This window comes from Caballeronia sp. GAFFF2 (assembly GCF_023631485.1).
Classification (GTDB): domain Bacteria; phylum Pseudomonadota; class Gammaproteobacteria; order Burkholderiales; family Burkholderiaceae; genus Caballeronia.
This window is the reverse complement of record NZ_JALQDA010000006.1, coordinates 155,051-172,453: the sequence shown is the minus strand read 5'-3', so window position 1 is coordinate 172,453 and position 17,403 is coordinate 155,051. Positions and strand designations below refer to the sequence as shown.

The window sequence follows — 17,403 nt, the reverse complement described above, 5'->3', positions numbered from 1 at the left end:
GCCCTTCCGTGGAAGGGCTTTCGAACGACTCAAGCACTATTCACTCGCCGAGATACGCGGCACGCACCTTCGGATCGTCGAGCATGATCTTGGCGTCGCCGGACATGGTGACCACGCCCGAGTCCATCACGTAGCCGCGATTCGCCGCCTGCAACGCCAAACGCGCGTTTTGTTCGACGAGCAACACCGTCAGCCCTTCCGACGAAATCTCCCGCACCACCTCGAAAATCTTCTCGACCATGATGGGTGAAAGACCCATCGACGGCTCATCGAGCAGAAGCAGTTTCGGACGCGACAACAACGCGCGCGCCATGGCGAGCATCTGCTGTTCGCCGCCCGACAGCGTTCCCGCATATTGCGATGCGCGCTCCTTCAGACGCGGGAAGAAGCCGAACATGCGGTCGGTGTCCTTCTGAATCTGGTCGGCGTCGTTGCGCAGATAGGCGCCCATCTGCATGTTTTCCAGAATCGACATGCGCGCGAAGATGCCGCGGCCTTCCGGCACCATGGCAAGACCGCGCTTGAGCAACTCGTGCGTCGGCACGCCACGGATCGACTGACCCATGTATTCGATGTCGCCGCCCGAATACGGCTTGAGACCGGTGATGGCCTTCATCGTCGTGGTCTTGCCGGCGCCGTTCGCGCCGATCAGCGTGACGAGTTCGCCCTGTCCGACTTCCAGATCGACACCCTTCACCGCCTGGATGCCGCCGTAGTTCACCTGCAAACCCTTGACCTTCAACATTGCGCTTGGCGTCGCCATTAATGCACCCCCGCACCCAGATATGCCTCGATCACCTTCGGGTCCTTCTGCACGTCCTGCGGCAGACCCTCGGCGATCACCTTGCCGTAATCGAGCACCGTCATGCGGTTGCACAATCCCATCACGAGTTTCACGTCGTGTTCGATCAACAGAATCGTCTTGCCGTCGCTACGGATCTTGTCGAGCAGACGCGTAAGCTCCACTTTCTCCGTCGCGTTCATGCCGGCGGCCGGTTCGTCGAGCGCGAGCAGCTTCGGATCGGTCGCCAGTGCGCGCGCGATTTCCAAACGCCGCTGGTGGCCGTACGACAGATTGCGCGACGTGTAATCGGCGTATTGCAGCACGCCCACGTATTCGAGCAGCTCGAGCGCGCGCTCCTTGATCTCGCGCTCTTCGCGCCGCTCGGACGGCGTCTGAAACACCGCGCCGATGAGACCGTGCTTCGTGCGCACATGGCGTCCGACCATCACGTTTTCGAGCGCGGTCATGCCGCCGAAGAGCCGGATGTTCTGGAACGTGCGCGCAATGCCCGCCTTCGCCACCTGATACACCGCCGTCGGCGTATAAGCTTCGCCATCGAGCTTGAACACGCCCGAATCCGGCGTGTAAAGGCCCGTGATCACGTTGAAGAACGTGGTCTTGCCCGCGCCGTTCGGACCGATCAGACCGTAGATTTCGCCCGCCTTGATTTCGAGGCCGACATCCGACAAAGCCTGCAGCCCGCCGAAGCGCTTGTTGACGCCCTTCACGGACAGTCGCGTTTGCTTTTCGCTCATCTTTGAGTTCCCCGTTTAGGCGCGCACTGGCTTCTTGCTGCCGCGCTTCGCGATCTTCGCGATCTTGTCTTCGTGTTTCGGGGCCGGCCACAGGCCTTCCGAGCGATACAGCATGATCAGCACCATCGCGAGACCGTAGAGCAACTGGCGGATGACTTCGGTATCGACGATCTGATGACCGAAGATCGCGTTCTGCAGCGGACCCATGGTCGAGCGCAGGAATTCGGGGAACACGGCAAGCAGCACCGCGCCGAGAATCACGCCCGGGATATGGCCCATGCCGCCGAGCACCACGCACGCCAGCACGACGATCGACTCCCAGAACGTGAACGATTCCGGCGACACGAAGCCCTGGAACGCGCCGAACATCGAGCCCGACAGACCGCCGAAGGACGCGCCCATCGCGAAGGCCAGCAGCTTTACGTTACGCGTGTTGATGCCCATTGCCTTGGCGGCGATTTCGTCTTCGCGGATAGCGGCCCACGCGCGGCCGATACGCGAGTGCTGCAAGCGCGTGCACACCCAGATCACCAGCAACGCGCCGAGCACGAAGAGGTAGTAATACATGTACACGGACGGAAACTTCATGCCGAAGAACGTGTGCGTCTGCGAGAGGTTGAAGCCCGCGACGGTCACCGGATCGATACCGGTGATGCCCTTCGGACCGTTCGTGATGTTGATCGGACGATCGAGGTTGTTCATGAAGATCCGGATGATCTCCCCGAAGCCCAAGGTCACGATGGCGAGGTAGTCGCCGCGCAGACGAAGCGTCGGCGCACCGAGCAGCACACCGAAGGTCGCGGCCAGCGCCATCGCGCACGGCGCGATGATGAGGAACGGCACGTGCAGACCGCCCGGCGCGAGATGCGCGATCCACTCGAACTGCGAGGTCAGTTGCGGCGACGACAGCAGCGCTGCGACGTAAGCGCCGACCGCGTAGAACGCGATGTAGCCCAAATCGAGCAGGCCGGCGAAACCGACCACTACGTTCAGGCCCAGCGCGAGCATCACGTAGAGCATCGCGAAGTCGAGCACGCGCACCCAGTAGTTGCCGCCTGCCGCGCCGATGATCATCGGCGCCGCGATCACGAGCACCGTGGTGATGACGCCGACCACCAGCTTGCGGGTCGCGTTTTTCTCGGGAATGAGCGTCGTGGACGGCTCAATCGGTTGAATCGAAGTCATATTTTTTAGCTCCTCACGCGAGGGTTAAGCGCGATCCGCGACACGTTCGCCGAGCAGACCCGACGGACGGAACACGAGCACGATGATCAGCACGATGAAGGCGAACACGTCTTGATAGTTACTGCCGAAGACGCCGCCTGTCAGGTTGCCGATATAACCGGCGCCCAACTGTTCGATGAGACCCAGCAACACGCCCCCGACCATCGCGCCGCCCAGGTTGCCGATGCCGCCCAGCACCGCCGCCGTGAACGCCTTGAGACCGGGGATGAAGCCCATATAGAAGTGCGCGTTGCCGTATTCGGAGGCGATCATCACGCCGGCGAGTGCGGCAAGCGCCGAGCCGATCATGAAGGTCGCGGAAATCACGAAGTTGGGGTTCACGCCCATCAGCGATGCAACGCCTGGGTTTTCGGCGATTGCGCGCATGGCGCGGCCGAGCTTGGTCTTGTGCACGAGAAGGAGCAAGCCGCCCATAACGAGGAACGCGACCACGATGATGACGATTTCGGTCATCGAGATCACCGCGCCCGGACGGGTTTCGTCGGCGGCGATGACGTTGATCGGATCGGTCGGCAGCAACTGCGGGAACGCAAGGGGATTGCGGCCCCAGATCATCATCGCGAGCGTCTGCAAGAGAATGGACACGCCGATCGCGGTGATCAGCGGCGCAAGACGCGGCGCTTTACGAAGCGGACGGTACGCGACCTTTTCGATCGTGTAGCCCACCACCGCGCAGACCACGGCGGCAATGACAAGCGCGATGGTCAGCATGATCGGCCCGGGAATGCCCGGCGCGTGATTCTGCATCACGCCGATGGCCGACAGCGCGACCATGGCACCCACCATCAGCACGTCGCCGTGCGCGAAGTTGATGATGCCGAGAATCCCGTACACCATCGTATAGCCCAGTGCGATGATGGCGTAAATGCTGCCAAGCACCAGACCGTTGAGGACCTGCTGGATGAAAATATCCATATAACGCTCCTTAGCCCCGTGCGACCGGATTACGTCTTTATCACCGGCCGATAAACCGATGTGAAGCGAAATCTGGAGCAGCACTGCGCGTACTGATTAAAAAAACCGGTAAGGTTAATCGCCCGGGTCCCGCCTGCTGCCGGATCTGGCTGCAAACGTCTCCGAACGGTTTTCACGGAAGTCTTACTCCCATCCACTGCCACGAAGCCATGAGAACGGCGCTCAACGCGCGACGCCGCTTTCACACATCTCGCTTACTGCTTGACTACGTCCAGCACGTCCTTCCTTTTGTCCTTGAACTCGTAGAGCGTGATGGCGCCCGCCTTGAGGTCGCCTTTGTCGTCGAACGCGATATGCCCGGTCAGACCGTTAAAGTCCGTCGTGGCGATCGCCGCGAGCACCTTGGGCGCTTCGATTGAATTGGCGCGCTTCATGGCATCGATGATCACGTACATCGCGTCGTACGTGAACGGCGCATAAATCTGGACCGGCGCATGAAAGCGCGCTTCGTACTTCTGCGCGAAGTCGGCGCCCTTATCCATCTTCGAAAGCGCGAGCCCCGCTTCCGAGCAGACGATGTTCTGTACGGCGTCGCCCGCAAGTTCCACGAGCTTGCCGGTGCAGACTCCGTCGCCCGCCAGAATCTTCGCCTTGATGCCGAGCGCCGCCGCTTCCTTCGCGAATGGCCCGCCCGTTACGTCCATGCCGCCGTACATCACGACATCCGGCTGGATGCGTTTGATTTTCGTGAGGATCGCCTTGAATTTGCGCGCCTTTTCGCTCGTGGCTTCCCGGGCGGCAAGCTTCGCGCCGCCGGCCTGCGCCGTCTTCGAGAATTCATCGGCAAGGCCGCGGCCGTAGGCGCTGGCGTCGTCGACCACCACGATTCTCTTCGCGTGCAGCGTCTTGATCGCGTAATTGGCCAGCACGGGGCCTTGCAGCGCGTCGGTCGCCACGACGCGAAACGTCGTCTTGTAGCCTTGCTTCGTGTATTCGGGATTGGTCGTCGACGGCGAAATTTGCGCGATGCCCGCATCGCTGTAAATCTTCGAAGCCGGAATCGACACGCCGGAGTTCATGTGGCCGATCACCGCGACCACATGGTCGTCGACTAGACGCTGCGCGGCTTCGGTGCCCACGCGCGGATCGGCTGCATCGTCCTGGCTGTCGAGTTCGAGGCGAATGGAGCGCCCGTCGATCGTCAAACCCTGCGCGCTGATCTCTTCGAGTGCGAGCCGCGCGCCGTTTTCATTGTCCCGGCCGAGATGTGCCTGCAATCCGGTAAGCGGCGCGGCGTGACCAATTTTGACGACCATTGCTTCGCTCGCGGCGGGGGCTGCCGCAGCCGACGCTGCGGCAGGTGCGGACACCGCGCTCGCCGCCGCTACCGGTGCGCTCGCTTCGCCTTCGCCCTTCTTGCCGCATGCTGTTGCCATTGCAACCGCAGCCGCGATGGACACGGCGTAAGCAAACTTGAATCGCATCAAATAGGTCTCCTGCGCCTTTCAAAACCGTTGCCGAGAGACCCCTCCGAGCCCAAGACGGGCGCATTGTAACGCTAAATATGAGACGAGCAATATTCTTGTGTGGCGGGGTTTTCCAGCATTGCAACCCGTTTTTTTTGACGATTTTCCGCGCAAGTCGCAACCGGGTTGCGATTCGTTTTTGTGCAGCAGTTGCACCATAACGGGAACGGGTTTATTCGGCGCGTTTAAGCGTTGACGTCTGCGCCTTTGCAGCGAGGGGAAACCCTTAAATTCTTACCGAACAAAAGTCGCCCCAAAATAGTGCTTACCGCTTGGGTCTTATCTCGGCCCGAGTAGTTCCGTTCTTGAGCGAAAGCGTCCACACAGAACGAAAAAAAGCGCCCGTAGGCGCTTTTTTCGAAAGAACTATCTAACTCATTGCGGCAAGGTCAGCCCGCGCGGCAGCGGAAACGCGATGGTTTCCTCGATTCCCTCGAGCGAACGCACATTGCGCACACCGAGCTCACGCAAACGGGCGATTACCGCCTGCGCGAGCACTTCCGGCGCCGATGCGCCCGCCGTCACGCCGATACGCTTCTTGCCTTCCACCCAGCGCGGATCGATCTGCGTCGGCGAATCGACCATATAGGCCGGGATTCCGCGCTTCTCGGCCACTTCGCGCAGACGGCTCGAATTCGAACTGTTCGGGCTGCCTACGACGATCACCACGTCGCATTGCGGCGCGAGGAACTTCACCGCGTCCTGACGGTTTTGCGTCGCGTAGCAGATGTCCTGCTTCTTCGGCTCCTTGATGGCCGGATACTTGGTCTTCAACGCGTCGATGATGGCGAAGGCGTCGTCGACGGACAGGGTTGTCTGCGTGACATAGGCAATGCGGTCAGGATTGGGCAGATCGAGCTTTAGGACGTCTTCGATATCCTCGACGAGATGCATGCCCTCGCCCGACTGGCCCATCGTGCCTTCGACTTCCGGATGGCCTTTGTGGCCGATCATCACGATGTCGAAGCCTTCCTGGCGCATTTTCGCGACTTCCATGTGCACCTTGGTCACGAGCGGACACGTGGCGTCGAACACGCGCAAACCGCGCGCTTCGGCTTCGCCGCGCACCGCTTTCGACACGCCGTGCGCGCTGAAGATAAGCGTGGCGCCTTCGGGCACGTCGTCCAGTTCCTCGATGAAAATGGCGCCCTTCTTGCGCAGGTCCGACACCACGTAGGCGTTGTGGACGATTTCATGCCGCACGTAGATGGGCGCGCCGAACAGCTTGATGGCCCGCTCGACGATCTCGATCGCGCGATCCACGCCGGCGCAAAAGCCGCGCGGCTGCGCGAGCAGGATCTCGACGTCGGTATCGATCTCGTTGAGGCTTTCAGTCAGGCTCATGGCTACAGAATTCCGATGATTTTCACTTCGAAGGCCAGCGACTGGCCGGCGAGCGGGTGATTGAAGTCGAAAAGCGCCGACGTCTCGCCCACTTCCTTGAGCACGCCCGCGTAGCGCCCACCGTTGGGCGCGTTGAATTCGACGAGATCGCCGGGAGAAAAATCCTCACCAATCATGCTGTTTTCGCGCAGCGTCGCGAGCGACACGCGCTGCACGAGCTCCGGATTGCGCGGCCCGAACGCTTGCTCCGGCGTTAGCTGAAAGGTCGAATGGTGGCCGACCTTCATTCCCAGCAGAATCTCTTCCAGTGGCGGCGCGAGTTGGCCTGCGCCGAGCAGGAGGGTCGCGGGCTTGTCGGTGAACGTGTTGACGATGTCGGCGCCATCGGCCAGTGCGAGCCGGTAATGAAGCGTGACATGCGAACCGGGTTTCACCTCGGAGATATCGATGATGCTCATGAGTATTGGCTGTGACGGTTCAGTCGGAAGCGGGACGTGCGCCTGGCGCGATACTTCGGGCCGCGTGGCGGGGCGGAGCGCGCGCCGAAACCGCTATTGTAAGACAGAGTTGGGAAGCGCCGCGCTTCGCTCGAGCGGCGTAAGTGCGGTGTATCTCGCAAAAATACAGCCTTAAGATGGCCTCAGGGGAAGGAATGTCCGCCAATTTTGAGATTCTGATGCGTGAAATGGAAGCCGGCCCCGCGCTGCCGCAGCCCGTTTCCGTTCTGCCAATTTCCCAGTGGGACAAGACGGACAAGCCGCGCGAGCGTCTGTTGCAGTCCGGCGGCGACTCGTTGAGCGACGCCGCGTTGCTCGCCGTATTTTTGCGCACAGGATTGCCGGGCAAAACGGCAGTCGATGTGGCGCGTGCGCTGCTGCGGCGCTTTGGCTCGATTCGCGGCGTGCTCGACGCGTCCGCGCTTCAGCTCCAGGAAGAGCGCGGCGTCGGCGAGGCGCGCGCGGCCACGCTTTTGGCCGTGTCGGAACTGTGTCGACGGGCGCTCATCGAGAAGGCGCGCGAACGCATGCTGCTGAACTCGCCGGGCGCGGTGGAAGACTTTCTGCGCCTGAGAATCGGCACTCAGCCCAACGAACTTTTCCTATGTATCTATCTCGATGCGCGGCATCAACTGATCGATGCGCACGTGGAAGCGAGCGGCTCGCTCACGCGGGTGGCGGTGTATCCGCGCGAGATCGTGAAGCGTGCCTTGCATCTGAACGCGGCGGGGCTGATCGTGGCGCATAATCATCCGTCTGGCGGCGTGGAGCCTAGCGCGAACGACAAGAAGCTCACCCGCACGCTGCAAGATGCGCTGAATCTCATCGACGTGAAATTGCTCGATCACATGGTGGTCGCGGGCAATGAGATTTTTTCTTTTGCGCGTGAGGGCTGGCTTTAGATTTGACCCGAAGTAGTCGAGGTTGACTAAGATAAGGACGAACGGGCTTGATATTGCTACGTTTTTCCTGCTAGAATCCACGATTCGTTTTCTCAACCCACCTGTTTCGGGCTTACGTCGTCCTCATTGGCATAACCGTGCTGCCAACTCCCCGTTCAAGGCAATCGGGCGAATTTGAGGTATCGATTGCGGGATTCCCCCAAAATCGAGCGTTTGACTTCCGGACTCAACGTGTTTTAGGAGTGTCCTCATGGCACGCGTATGCCAAGTAACTGGGAAAGGCCCGATGTCGGGCAACAACGTTTCCCACGCAAACAACAAGACCAAGCGCCGTTTCCTGCCGAACCTGCAGAACCGCCGTTTCTTCGTTGAAAGCGAAAACCGCTGGGTGCGTCTGCGCGTCTCGAACGCCGGCCTGCGCCTGATCGACAAGAACGGTATTGACGCCGTGCTCGCAGACCTGCGCGCACGCGGTGAAATCTAAGGAGCACGCACATGGCCAAGGGCGCACGCGACAAGATCAAGCTGGAATCGACCGCAGGTACGGGTCACTTCTACACGACGACCAAGAACAAACGCAACATGCCGGAAAAGATGCTGATCAAGAAGTTCGATCCCGTCGTCCGCAAGCACGTTGAGTACAAGGAAACCAAGATCAAGTAAGCGCTTGATATTGAGAGCCTGACAAAGACACGAGAAGCCCCGCACACGCGGGGCTTTTTGTTTGTGCGCGCGATTTTTCTTCTTTCGCTTTCACACGTTCGCGCGCGGGTTATCCGTGCCGGTTGGGTGGCGAGCGCGTTATGCTTGCCGGCTTGCAGTCATAAAAGCACATAGACGGAGATCGAGCAGCATGAATTTCGATGTAGCGATCGTGGGAAGCGGGCTCGCAGGCTTGAGCGTGGCGTTGAACCTGGCCGAAACGCGGCGCGTCGCGATCATCGCCAAGCGCGCGGTGAGCGTTGGCGCGAGCGACTGGGCGCAAGGCGGCATCGCGGCCGTGCTGGATTCGGCGGACAGCATCGACAATCACGTGCGCGATACGCTCGTCGCGGGCGCCGGACTTTGCGACGAAGCGGCGACGCGCTTCATCGTCGAAAACGGGCGCGCGGCAATCGAATGGCTGATCGCGGAAGGCGTGCCCTTCACGCGCGATGTCTCCGCGGAACTCGGCTTCCATCTGACGCGCGAAGGCGGCCATAGCCATCGGCGGATCATTCATGCCGCGGATGCCACCGGCCACGCAGTCGTCACGACGCTCAACGAGCGCGTGCGCAATCATCCGAACATCACGGTTCTCGAAGACCATACCGCGATAGATCTGATCACGTCCGACCGGCTCGGCTTGCCGGGGCACCGCTGTCATGGTCTCTACGCGCTGGATCTCGCGAGCGGACGAACCGTGACGATTCAAGCGCCGCACACCGTGCTCGCCACGGGCGGCGCGGGCAAGGTTTATCTGTACACGACGAATCCCGACACGGCCACCGGCGACGGCATCGCGATGGCGTGGCGCGCTGGCTGCCGCGTCGCCAACATGGAGTTCATCCAGTTTCATCCGACTTGCCTGTTCCATCCATACGCCAAGTCGTTCCTGATCTCCGAGGCCGTGCGCGGCGAAGGCGGCGTACTGCGTCTGCCCGACGGCACACGCTTCATGCCCGCGCACGACGAACGCGCCGAACTCGCACCACGCGACATCGTCGCGCGCGCGATCGACTTCGAAATCAAGAAGCGCGGCATCGATTGCGTCTATCTCGACATCAGCCATCAGCCGCGCGCGTTTCTCGAAGAACATTTCCCGACGATCCTCGCGCGTTGCCGCGAATTCGGCATCGATATGGCAAAGGAGCCGATTCCCGTCGTGCCCGCCGCGCATTACACCTGCGGCGGCGTCGTGACGGACCTCGCGGGCCGCACGGATCGCGCGGGACTTTATGCGGTCGGCGAGACGTCGTACACAGGTCTGCATGGCGCGAACCGGCTCGCCAGCAACTCGCTGCTCGAATGTCTGGTGGTCGGGCGCGCGACGGCCGAGGCGATCGAGACGGAAGGTTATTCAGCGGGCTGCCATGCGCCGCTGCCCGACTGGGACGAAAGCCGCGTTTCCGATCCGGACGAAGAAGTCGTCGTCGCGCACAACTGGGACGAGTTGCGGCGGCTGATGTGGAATTACGTGGGCATCGTGCGCACGGACAAGCGGCTGGCGCGCGCGCAGCACCGGCTTGCGCTTTTGCGCGACGAAATCCACGAGTACTACGCGAACTTCAAGGTCAGCCGCGATTTGCTGGAACTGCGCAATCTCGTGGATGTGGCGTCGCTGATCGTGGAAAGCGCGTGCTCGCGACGCGAGAGCCGCGGGCTGCACTTCAGTCGCGACTGGCCGGCGACTTTGCCGAAAGCGCTCCCGACAGTGTTGATGCCGCCGGCGGCGAGGCGGCGCGCGGTTTAGATGTCGACGCGCAGCAAGCTTACTCTTCGATCAAGCGCATCGAAAAATCCGTTGCCCGCACGTCCTTCGTCAATGCGCCGATAGAGACGCGGTCCACGCCCGTCTCCGCAATCGCCCGCACGGTCTCGAAATTCACGCCGCCCGAGACTTCGAGCAGCGCCCTTCCCGCCGTCACGCGCACGGCTTCGCGCATGGCGTCGAGCGTGAAGTTGTCGAGCAACACAGATTCCGCGCGATGCGCCAACGCGGTTTCAAGCTGCGCCAGCGTTTCCACTTCGATCTGAACGGGCACGCCTGCGTCGAGCGCGAGCGCGGCGTCCATTGCAGCGCCGACGCCGCCCGCCGCCGCGATGTGATTTTCCTTGATCAGAATGCCGTCATAGAGCGCGAGCCGCTGATTGGCGCCGCCACCCACGCGCACCGCGTACTTCTGCGCGAGCCGCAAGCCGGGCAGCGTCTTGCGCGTGTCGAGGATGCGCGCCCGCGTGCCTTCGATGGCATTGACATAACGGCGCGTCGCCGTTGCCACGCCCGACAGCAATTGCAGGAAGTTGAGGCCGTTGCGCTCGGCGGTCAGAAGCGAACGCGCCTGGCCGCGCAGCAAGACGACCGGCGTATTCGCCGTCATGCGCTCGCCTTCGCGATACCGCCATTCGACTTCGATGCTCGGATCGACGCGACGCATCACCTCGTCGAACCACGGCGCGCCGCACAGCACCGCCTCTTCCCGCACGATGATGCGCGCCGTGCGACGTGTGTCTGCTGGCACGAGACGCCCCGTATGATCGCCGCTGCCGATGTCCTCGGCGAGCGCATCGGCGACATTGCGGGCGAGCGCGGCATCGAACGCTTCGCCGTACTGCGCGCGGATCTCCGCGAATAAAGGCGAGTGGTTCGTCATGCGGGCCCCACGTTCGAGAACAACGTTTGATCCTTCGCGAGATCGCCGCTCGCCTGCACACGCTTCTTGTGACGCGCGGCGAAGTCGAGCATGCGGTCGATCGGCACGCGCGCGCGCCCGGCGATAGCCGCATCGACGTGAATCTCGTTGTGGCCGCGCTCGAGGACATCGGCGAGATTGGCGAGGCCGTTCATCGCCATCCACGGACAATGCGCGCAGCTCTTGCACGTGGCGCTATTGCCGGCGGTCGGCGCTTCGATGAAGGTTTTGCCGGGCGCCGCGAGCCGCATCTTGTGCAGGATGCCGAGATCGGTCGCGACGATAAAGCGCTTTGCGTCGAGCTTGACGGCGGCATCGATCAGCTGCGTGGTCGAACCGACGACGTCCGCCAGTTGCACGACGCCTTCCGGCGACTCCGGATGAACGAGAACCTTCGCGTCCGGATATTCGGCGCGCAAAAGATCCAGCTCGATGCCTTTGAACTCGTCGTGCACGAGACACGAACCCTGCCACGAGAGCATGTCCGCGCCGGTCTTCTTCTGGATGTAGTTGCCGAGATGCCGGTCCGGCGCCCACAGAATCTTCTCGCCGCGCGCGTGCAGATCCGCGACGATTTCCAGTCCGATCGATGAGGTGACCATCCAGTCCGCGCGCGCCTTCACGGCCGCGCTCGTGTTCGCATACACGACGACCGTGCGGTCCGGGTGAGCATCGCAGAAAGCGGAGAATTCGTCGGGCGGACAGCCGAGGTCGAGCGAGCAGGTGGCGTCCAGATCGGGCATCAACACGCGTTTGCCGGGGCTCAGGATCTTCGATGTCTCGCCCATGAAACGCACGCCCGCGACGACCAGTGTCTTCGCGGCGTGATCGCGGCCGAAACGGGCCATTTCGAGCGAATCGGCGACGCAACCGCCCGTTTCATCGGCGAGTTCCTGGAGCTCGGAATCCACGTAATAGTGCGCCACCAAAACCGCCTCTTCCCGATGCAACAGCGCACGGATTCGCGCCTTCAATTCGCGCTTCTCTTCGGCGGACGGCGCGTTGGGAACACGTGCCCACGCCTCGCCTACGCCGCACGTCAGGCCATGCGGCCGGTCGTATTCGACGCTCCTGATCGCTTCCATTGTTTCTGTCTCCTGTGTCCGCGCGAGTGTCGTGCCGGCGCTGACTCGTATCGATGCGCTGCCCGGCCACGCTGCAAACCCAGCGCCGCGACAAAACGCGAAATCCGCCGCCCAAAAACAAAGACCCCGCCAGAGCGGGGTCTTGTGACGTCGTCAAATTTTAACGGATATCGCGATGTCAGGCGTAGCGTCGCAGGCGCATCGCGAAGTCTTGCAGAGCCTTGATGCCGCTCTCTTCCGCACGGTGGCACCAGTCCTGCAATTGCACCAGCAGTTGCTCGCGCGACGCATTGGAGCGGTCCCACATTGCCGACAGGTCCTTGCGCATTTCGATATACGTGCGCAGCTTCTGGTTGTCCGAGAACAGTTCCGGCAATTGCTTGCGCTGCGGCTCGTCGAGACCGTCTTCTTCCTTATGAACCCACTTGCGCGCACCGCGCATCAACTGATACTTCTCGCGCGCACCGGCTTCCTTCAGCTTCGACAGTTCCTGTGCGTATGCGCGCTTGAGCGCCTTGCCGTAGCGCGCCATCACTTCGTAGCGGTTCGCGAGCACGGCTTGCAGCGTGTCGTTGTCGAGCACCGACTTGCTGTCCGCCAGACGCGGTGTGGGCGCGACCTTCTTCACCTTGGCGAGACCCACAGCCGACAACATGCGGATATAGAGCCAGCCGATATCGAACTCGTACCACTTATTCGACAGCTTCGCCGACGTGGCATACGTGTGGTGATTGTTATGCAGCTCTTCGCCGCCGATCAGGATACCGAGCGGGAAAATGTTCGTGCTGGCATCGGCCGAATTGAAGTTGCGATAACCCCACCAGTGCGCAAGACCGTTGACCACGCCAGCTGCCCAGAACGGAATCCAGATCATCTGCACGGCCCAGACCGACAGACCGACGATGCCGAACAGCGCGACGTCGATAACCATCATGATGCTGATGCCGAGGATCGGATAACGCGTGTAGAGATTGCGTTCGAGCCAGTCGTTCGGCGTGCCGTGACTGAACTTGCGCATGGTCTCTTCGTTTTTAGCTTCGACGCGATAAAGCTCGGCGCCTTCGAGCAACACCTTCCAGATGCCGCGCGTTTGCGGGCTGTGCGGATCTTCTTCGGTTTCGCACTTCGCGTGATGCTTGCGGTGGATCGCCGCCCATTGGCCGGTCAGCATGCCGGTGGTCGACCAGAGCCAGAAACGGAAAAAGTGACTCGCGATCGGATGCAGGTCGAGCGCACGATGCGCCTGGCAGCGATGCAGATAGATCGTGACGCCAGCGATGGTAACGTGCGTCATCGCGAGCGTGAACAAAATGATCTGCCACCAAGAAAAGTCGAGCAATCCGTTGGCGAGAAATTCGAGAGAAGAATTCAGCAAGGCAATTTACCTATCTAGCTGTGAAATTCGGAAAAAATGGCCGGTGCAAATGACGCTGAACACCGTGTTGGGCACATGAAAGAAACGCGCGCAAGTTCGATCGCATTCTACTGCATGCGTTCCAAGTCTTTGTCGTAAAGGTAGAATTTCTTGTATGGTAACAAAACGCGCAAAAACTCACGCGCCGATTTAATGCCTGTTTTCGATCCAAATCAACGGATCGAGCATCAAACCGGGGCTCCGGCCGGCCCTGCGGCGTCATCGCCGCGCCTTTCGGCATTTCCTACCGTATCGACTGGTGCATTGCGCGCGTCGCCAACAATCCTTATCTCGCGTTGCGCGTAGGGGATTTCAATGCCGTTGTCACAAAATAACCGCCAAACACGACGATTTACCTGCGACTTGACGCCGCCCGTGCCCTTTGCGGCATCTTCGATCCAGAAACTCAATTCTAGATTGATGCCGTCAGCGCCAAAGCTGGCAAGCAATGCGGCGGGCGCAGGGTCCTGCAGCACGCGTTCGACATCGTGCGTGGCTTCCATCAGTAGGAGCATCGCGCGTTCCACGTCGGAGCGATAACTCACCTGCACGGCAATCTTCGCGTTGCCGCGCGTCAGAAACGACGAATGGTTCTGTACCACGTCGGTGATGAGTTTTTCGTTCGGAATCAACGTTTCGATGCCGTCGAGTCCGCGAACGACGGTATAGCGCGTGCGAATCTGCGTGACCGTGCCCTGATAGTTGCTCACGTTGATCATGTCGCCAAGTCGCAGCGACCGGTCGAGCAGAATGATGAAGCCCGAGACATAGTTGCTCGCGATCTTCTGCAAGCCGAAACCCAGCCCCACGCCGAGCGCGCCGCCGAACACGCCGAGCACCGTAATGTCGATGCCGACGATAGACAGACTGACCAATATGGCCGCGAGGATCATCAGTGCCCGCGCAACGCGGCCGAGCACGACCTTGAGATTGGCGTCGAGTGAGCGGGAGCGCATCAGCCGGTCGTCGAGCAGCGCGCCGGCCCACATCGCCACGATCAGCGTCACGCAGACCCACAGCACGCCCGATGCAAGCGACAGCAGAGTCATGTGCGCGTTGGCGAAATTGAAGCGCACGCTCGCCATCCAGCGCACGACGTCGTCCTGTATGCCCATTACGGTGAGGAGCATCACGACCCAGACGATGGTCGTCACGAGCTTTTCGAACAGAAAGAGGAGCGCGCCCGCCTCGTGCTCGGTGCCGTCGCGATTGAACACGCGGCGCGCGACGTAGAACATCAGATAGATGACGGTGATGCCCAACAACGGCACCAGCGCGAGCCGCAGGAACGCGGTGTGGATGAACGGCGCGAGCAACAGTTGCGCGGCCGTCACGAACACCGTGCCGAGCAGCGGAAAGAGCGCTTTGTTCAGGCTCTCCGCGCCGAAACGCACCGCCTCGAAGCGCGACTGGCGGCGCGCATCCAGCCGCTTGCGCAGCAGCCGCGCGCACCACCACGCGACGACCAGCAGGCCGATCAGAACCGCAACCTGCCACAGCACCTCCGGTTCGCCGAAGTCGCGAAACAGGCGTTCGGAAAGATGCGTCAGGATGCGGTTCGGCATCAGCTTTCGGAAGGCGCTTCGTCTTCCGCCGCGGAAGCCTTCGGCGATTTTGCGTCGGGCACGCGTTCCAGCACGGCGGCGAAGAAGCCGTCGGTGCCGTGCTTGTGCGGCCACAAGGACAAGAACTCGCCCGTGTCGAGGTCGATGCGCTGTTCCGCCAGCACATCGCGCGCGGGCACGACACGGAAGTTCGGATGCGCTTCCAGGAACTGCTTCACCACGCCTTCGTTTTCGGCTTCGAGCATGCTGCACGTCGCGTAGACGAGACGCCCGCCGGGTTTGACGAGGCGCGCCGCGCTCGTGAGAATCGAGAGCTGCTTGGGCGTGAGTTCCGCTACCGTCGCGGGCGATTGCCGCCACTTCAGGTCGGGATTGCGACGCAACGTGCCCAAGCCGGAGCAGGGAGCATCGACGAGAACGCGGTCGATCTTGCCCGCGAGGCGCTTGATCTTCGCGTCGTGTTCGCTGTCGATCAGCACCGGATTCACGTTCGACAACCCGCTGCGCGCAAGACGCGGCTTGAGTTTGGCGAGACGCCGGTCGGAGACGTCGAACGCGTAGAGACGGCCGGTCGAGCGCATCATTGCGCCGAGCGCCAGCGTCTTGCCGCCCGCGCCCGCGCAGAAGTCGACGATCATCTCGCCACGGCGCGGCGCCATCAGCGAGCACAGCAACTGGCTGCCCTCGTCCTGCACTTCGATCCAGCCTTCCTGGAACGGCGCGAGGCGCGTGAGCGCGGGTTTGCCGTCCACGCGGACGCCGAACGGCGCGAACGGCATTTCGCCCGCGTCGATGCCGGCTTCGCTCAGCGCTTTCAAAACGACATCGCGGCTCGCCTTGATCGGGTTCGTGCGCAGATCGAGCGGCGCCGGATAGTTCAGCGCGGCCGCGAGTTTGGCGAGTTCCTCGGCGTCGAAACGCTTGGCCATGGCCTCGTAAATCCACTGCGGCAAGTTCGTGCGTATGCGCACCGGCAAGCTCGCGGGATCGATCTTCGATACCTGCGCGAGCCATTGGTATTCGTCGGCCGAGACGTGCGGCTTGAGCGCGGTGAGACCGGCAGTCTGCATCAGCCCGAGCAGCGCGAGACGCCGCGCCTGGTTGCCGCTGCCGCTTTCGGCCAGATGCGAAAACTCCATTTTCCGGCGCAGCACGGCGAACACCGCCTCCGCGATCACGCCGCGCTCGCTGTGACCGAGCTTCGGATGCGCGCGGAAGAAACGGCTGGTCGCGGCATCGGCGGGACCTGAAAAGCGGAGTACGTCCGCCAATAGCGTTTCGGTTTGACCAATCAAAAATCCATGCAGCCTCATGCGCCCTCCCCGGCAATGTCGGCAAAGAGCCACTGTGGCTCAGAGGAACGAAGCGCGACGCGCTCTCCCTCGATGGCAAGACGCCCTTCCACGAACCAGCGCACCGCGCGTGGGTAAATCTCATGTTCGACGGCCAGCACGCGCTCGGCGAGCGTGGCGGCGTCGTCGCCGGGCAAAACCGGCACCGCGGCTTGCGCGACGATCGGACCATGATCCAGCTCGGGCGTCACGAAATGCACGCTTGCGCCGTGCACGCGCACGCCGGCATCGAGCGCTTGCTGATGCGTGCGCAAGCCCGCGAAACTCGGCAAGAGCGACGGATGCACATTGAGCATGCGCCCCGAATAGCGTTCGACGAAGGCATTTGTCAGAACCCGCATGAAGCCCGCGAGCACCACGCAATCCGGTTCGAAGCGATCGATTTCCCGCGCGAGCGCGCCATCGAACGCTTCACGCGAGTCGAATTCGCGATGATCCACCACCACGCCTTGAATGCCGTTCTCGGCCGCGAAGCCAAGCCCGGCGGCATCCGGCCGGTTTGAAACGACCGCGCGAACGCGAGCCGGCCAGCCTTCGCGCGCGCAAGCACGCACGACGGCCTCCATGTTGCTCCCGCGTCCGGAGATCAGAATGACGATATTTTTCATTCGCGGATTTTATCATTCG

The 17,403-nt window shown here is 61.8% G+C and carries 17 protein-coding genes; 4 read left to right on the top strand and 13 right to left on the bottom strand.

Going from position 1 to position 17,403, the window contains the following annotated elements:
* Positions 1-40: 40 nt before the first annotated feature.
* The 7 genes from NCT04_RS03325 to NCT04_RS03295 all read right to left on the bottom strand — a co-directional run bounded on the left by NCT04_RS03325 (position 41) and on the right by NCT04_RS03295 (position 7,027).
* On the bottom strand, positions 41-745 hold the full coding sequence (locus NCT04_RS03325; RefSeq protein WP_370652081.1) for an ABC transporter ATP-binding protein: 705 nt from the start codon (positions 743-745) through the stop codon (positions 41-43).
* Positions 746-762: 17 nt separating this feature from the next.
* A complete protein-coding gene (locus tag NCT04_RS03320) occupies positions 763-1,539 on the bottom strand; it encodes an ABC transporter ATP-binding protein (protein ID WP_244827233.1) in 777 nt (258 codons plus the stop codon).
* A gap of 15 nt (positions 1,540-1,554) precedes the next feature.
* Positions 1,555-2,724, bottom strand: a complete 1,170-nt coding sequence (locus NCT04_RS03315) for an ABC transporter permease subunit (RefSeq protein ID WP_244827232.1) — start codon at positions 2,722-2,724, stop codon at positions 1,555-1,557.
* 24 nt (positions 2,725-2,748) lie between these two features.
* A complete protein-coding gene (locus tag NCT04_RS03310; RefSeq protein WP_244827231.1) occupies positions 2,749-3,699 on the bottom strand; it encodes a branched-chain amino acid ABC transporter permease in 951 nt (316 codons plus the stop codon).
* A 254-nt stretch (positions 3,700-3,953) separates the two neighbouring features.
* A complete protein-coding gene (locus tag NCT04_RS03305; protein ID WP_250463477.1) occupies positions 3,954-5,183 on the bottom strand; it encodes a branched-chain amino acid ABC transporter substrate-binding protein in 1,230 nt (409 codons plus the stop codon).
* Between the two features lie 417 nt (positions 5,184-5,600).
* Complete coding sequence (gene ispH, locus NCT04_RS03300) at positions 5,601-6,569, bottom strand: 4-hydroxy-3-methylbut-2-enyl diphosphate reductase (protein ID WP_244827229.1); 969 nt, start codon at positions 6,567-6,569, stop codon at positions 5,601-5,603.
* A gap of 2 nt (positions 6,570-6,571) precedes the next feature.
* The gene (locus NCT04_RS03295; protein ID WP_244827228.1) at positions 6,572-7,027 is read right to left on the bottom strand and encodes an FKBP-type peptidyl-prolyl cis-trans isomerase; all 456 of its coding nucleotides are present in this window, start codon (positions 7,025-7,027) and stop codon (positions 6,572-6,574) included.
* A 194-nt stretch (positions 7,028-7,221) separates the two neighbouring features.
* Between NCT04_RS03295 and radC the strand changes: the two genes are divergently transcribed.
* The 4 genes from radC (at position 7,222) to nadB (ending at position 10,420) form a co-directional block, all read left to right on the top strand.
* On the top strand, positions 7,222-7,968 hold the full coding sequence (gene radC / locus NCT04_RS03290) for a RadC family protein (protein ID WP_250463474.1): 747 nt from the start codon (positions 7,222-7,224) through the stop codon (positions 7,966-7,968).
* A 250-nt stretch (positions 7,969-8,218) separates the two neighbouring features.
* Positions 8,219-8,452 carry a 50S ribosomal protein L28 gene (gene rpmB, locus NCT04_RS03285; RefSeq protein WP_008351171.1) on the top strand — a complete coding sequence of 78 codons (234 nt, stop codon included), beginning with the start codon at positions 8,219-8,221 and terminating at the stop codon, positions 8,450-8,452.
* A gap of 11 nt (positions 8,453-8,463) precedes the next feature.
* Positions 8,464-8,631, top strand: coding sequence for a 50S ribosomal protein L33 (gene rpmG / locus NCT04_RS03280; RefSeq protein WP_007180630.1), 168 nt, complete (start codon positions 8,464-8,466; stop codon positions 8,629-8,631).
* A 190-nt stretch (positions 8,632-8,821) separates the two neighbouring features.
* Complete coding sequence (nadB, locus tag NCT04_RS03275) at positions 8,822-10,420, top strand: L-aspartate oxidase (protein WP_250463471.1); 1,599 nt, start codon at positions 8,822-8,824, stop codon at positions 10,418-10,420.
* A gap of 19 nt (positions 10,421-10,439) precedes the next feature.
* Here the strand turns inward: nadB and nadC are convergent, their stop codons facing one another.
* The 6 genes from nadC to purN form a co-directional block, all read right to left on the bottom strand.
* Positions 10,440-11,321 (bottom strand): carboxylating nicotinate-nucleotide diphosphorylase, encoded by an 882-nt coding sequence (nadC, locus tag NCT04_RS03270; RefSeq protein ID WP_250463468.1) that lies wholly within the window; start codon positions 11,319-11,321, stop codon positions 10,440-10,442.
* Complete coding sequence (gene nadA / locus NCT04_RS03265; protein WP_250463466.1) at positions 11,318-12,445, bottom strand: quinolinate synthase NadA; 1,128 nt, start codon at positions 12,443-12,445, stop codon at positions 11,318-11,320. Before nadA ends, nadC begins: the two co-directional genes overlap by 4 nt.
* A 178-nt stretch (positions 12,446-12,623) precedes the next feature.
* Positions 12,624-13,820, bottom strand: a complete 1,197-nt coding sequence (locus tag NCT04_RS03260) for a DesA family fatty acid desaturase (protein ID WP_244827223.1) — start codon at positions 13,818-13,820, stop codon at positions 12,624-12,626.
* A 227-nt stretch (positions 13,821-14,047) separates the two neighbouring features.
* Positions 14,048-15,424 carry a mechanosensitive ion channel family protein gene (locus NCT04_RS03255; RefSeq protein ID WP_250463464.1) on the bottom strand — a complete coding sequence of 459 codons (1,377 nt, stop codon included), beginning with the start codon at positions 15,422-15,424 and terminating at the stop codon, positions 14,048-14,050.
* Entirely contained in the window at positions 15,424-16,737 is a 1,314-nt protein-coding gene (locus NCT04_RS03250; RefSeq protein WP_244827221.1) for an RsmB/NOP family class I SAM-dependent RNA methyltransferase, read from the bottom strand. The genes NCT04_RS03255 and NCT04_RS03250 overlap by 1 nt, the downstream gene beginning before the upstream one ends.
* Complete coding sequence (gene purN / locus NCT04_RS03245; protein ID WP_250463462.1) at positions 16,734-17,384, bottom strand: phosphoribosylglycinamide formyltransferase; 651 nt, start codon at positions 17,382-17,384, stop codon at positions 16,734-16,736. Before purN ends, NCT04_RS03250 begins: the two co-directional genes overlap by 4 nt.
* Between the last annotated feature and the right edge of the window lie 19 nt (positions 17,385-17,403).

Coding starts and splice junctions, on each gene's coding strand:
- NCT04_RS03305 (WP_250463477.1), bottom strand. CDS start 5,183: ATGCGATTCAAGTTTGCTTACGCCGTGTCCATCGCGGCTGCGGTTGCA.
- NCT04_RS03310 (WP_244827231.1), bottom strand. CDS start 3,699: ATGGATATTTTCATCCAGCAGGTCCTCAACGGTCTGGTGCTTGGCAGC.
- NCT04_RS03325 (WP_370652081.1), bottom strand. CDS start 745: ATGTTGAAGGTCAAGGGTTTGCAGGTGAACTACGGCGGCATCCAGGCG.
- NCT04_RS03315 (WP_244827232.1), bottom strand. CDS start 2,724: ATGACTTCGATTCAACCGATTGAGCCGTCCACGACGCTCATTCCCGAG.
- NCT04_RS03255 (WP_250463464.1), bottom strand. CDS start 15,424: ATGCCGAACCGCATCCTGACGCATCTTTCCGAACGCCTGTTTCGCGAC.
- purN (WP_250463462.1), bottom strand. CDS start 17,384: ATGAAAAATATCGTCATTCTGATCTCCGGACGCGGGAGCAACATGGAG.
- NCT04_RS03250 (WP_244827221.1), bottom strand. CDS start 16,737: ATGAGGCTGCATGGATTTTTGATTGGTCAAACCGAAACGCTATTGGCG.
- ispH (WP_244827229.1), bottom strand. CDS start 6,569: ATGAGCCTGACTGAAAGCCTCAACGAGATCGATACCGACGTCGAGATC.
- rpmG (WP_007180630.1), top strand. CDS start 8,464: ATGGCCAAGGGCGCACGCGACAAGATCAAGCTGGAATCGACCGCAGGT.
- NCT04_RS03295 (WP_244827228.1), bottom strand. CDS start 7,027: ATGAGCATCATCGATATCTCCGAGGTGAAACCCGGTTCGCATGTCACG.
- nadA (WP_250463466.1), bottom strand. CDS start 12,445: ATGGAAGCGATCAGGAGCGTCGAATACGACCGGCCGCATGGCCTGACG.
- radC (WP_250463474.1), top strand. CDS start 7,222: ATGTCCGCCAATTTTGAGATTCTGATGCGTGAAATGGAAGCCGGCCCC.
- nadB (WP_250463471.1), top strand. CDS start 8,822: ATGAATTTCGATGTAGCGATCGTGGGAAGCGGGCTCGCAGGCTTGAGC.
- rpmB (WP_008351171.1), top strand. CDS start 8,219: ATGGCACGCGTATGCCAAGTAACTGGGAAAGGCCCGATGTCGGGCAAC.
- nadC (WP_250463468.1), bottom strand. CDS start 11,321: ATGACGAACCACTCGCCTTTATTCGCGGAGATCCGCGCGCAGTACGGC.
- NCT04_RS03320 (WP_244827233.1), bottom strand. CDS start 1,539: ATGAGCGAAAAGCAAACGCGACTGTCCGTGAAGGGCGTCAACAAGCGC.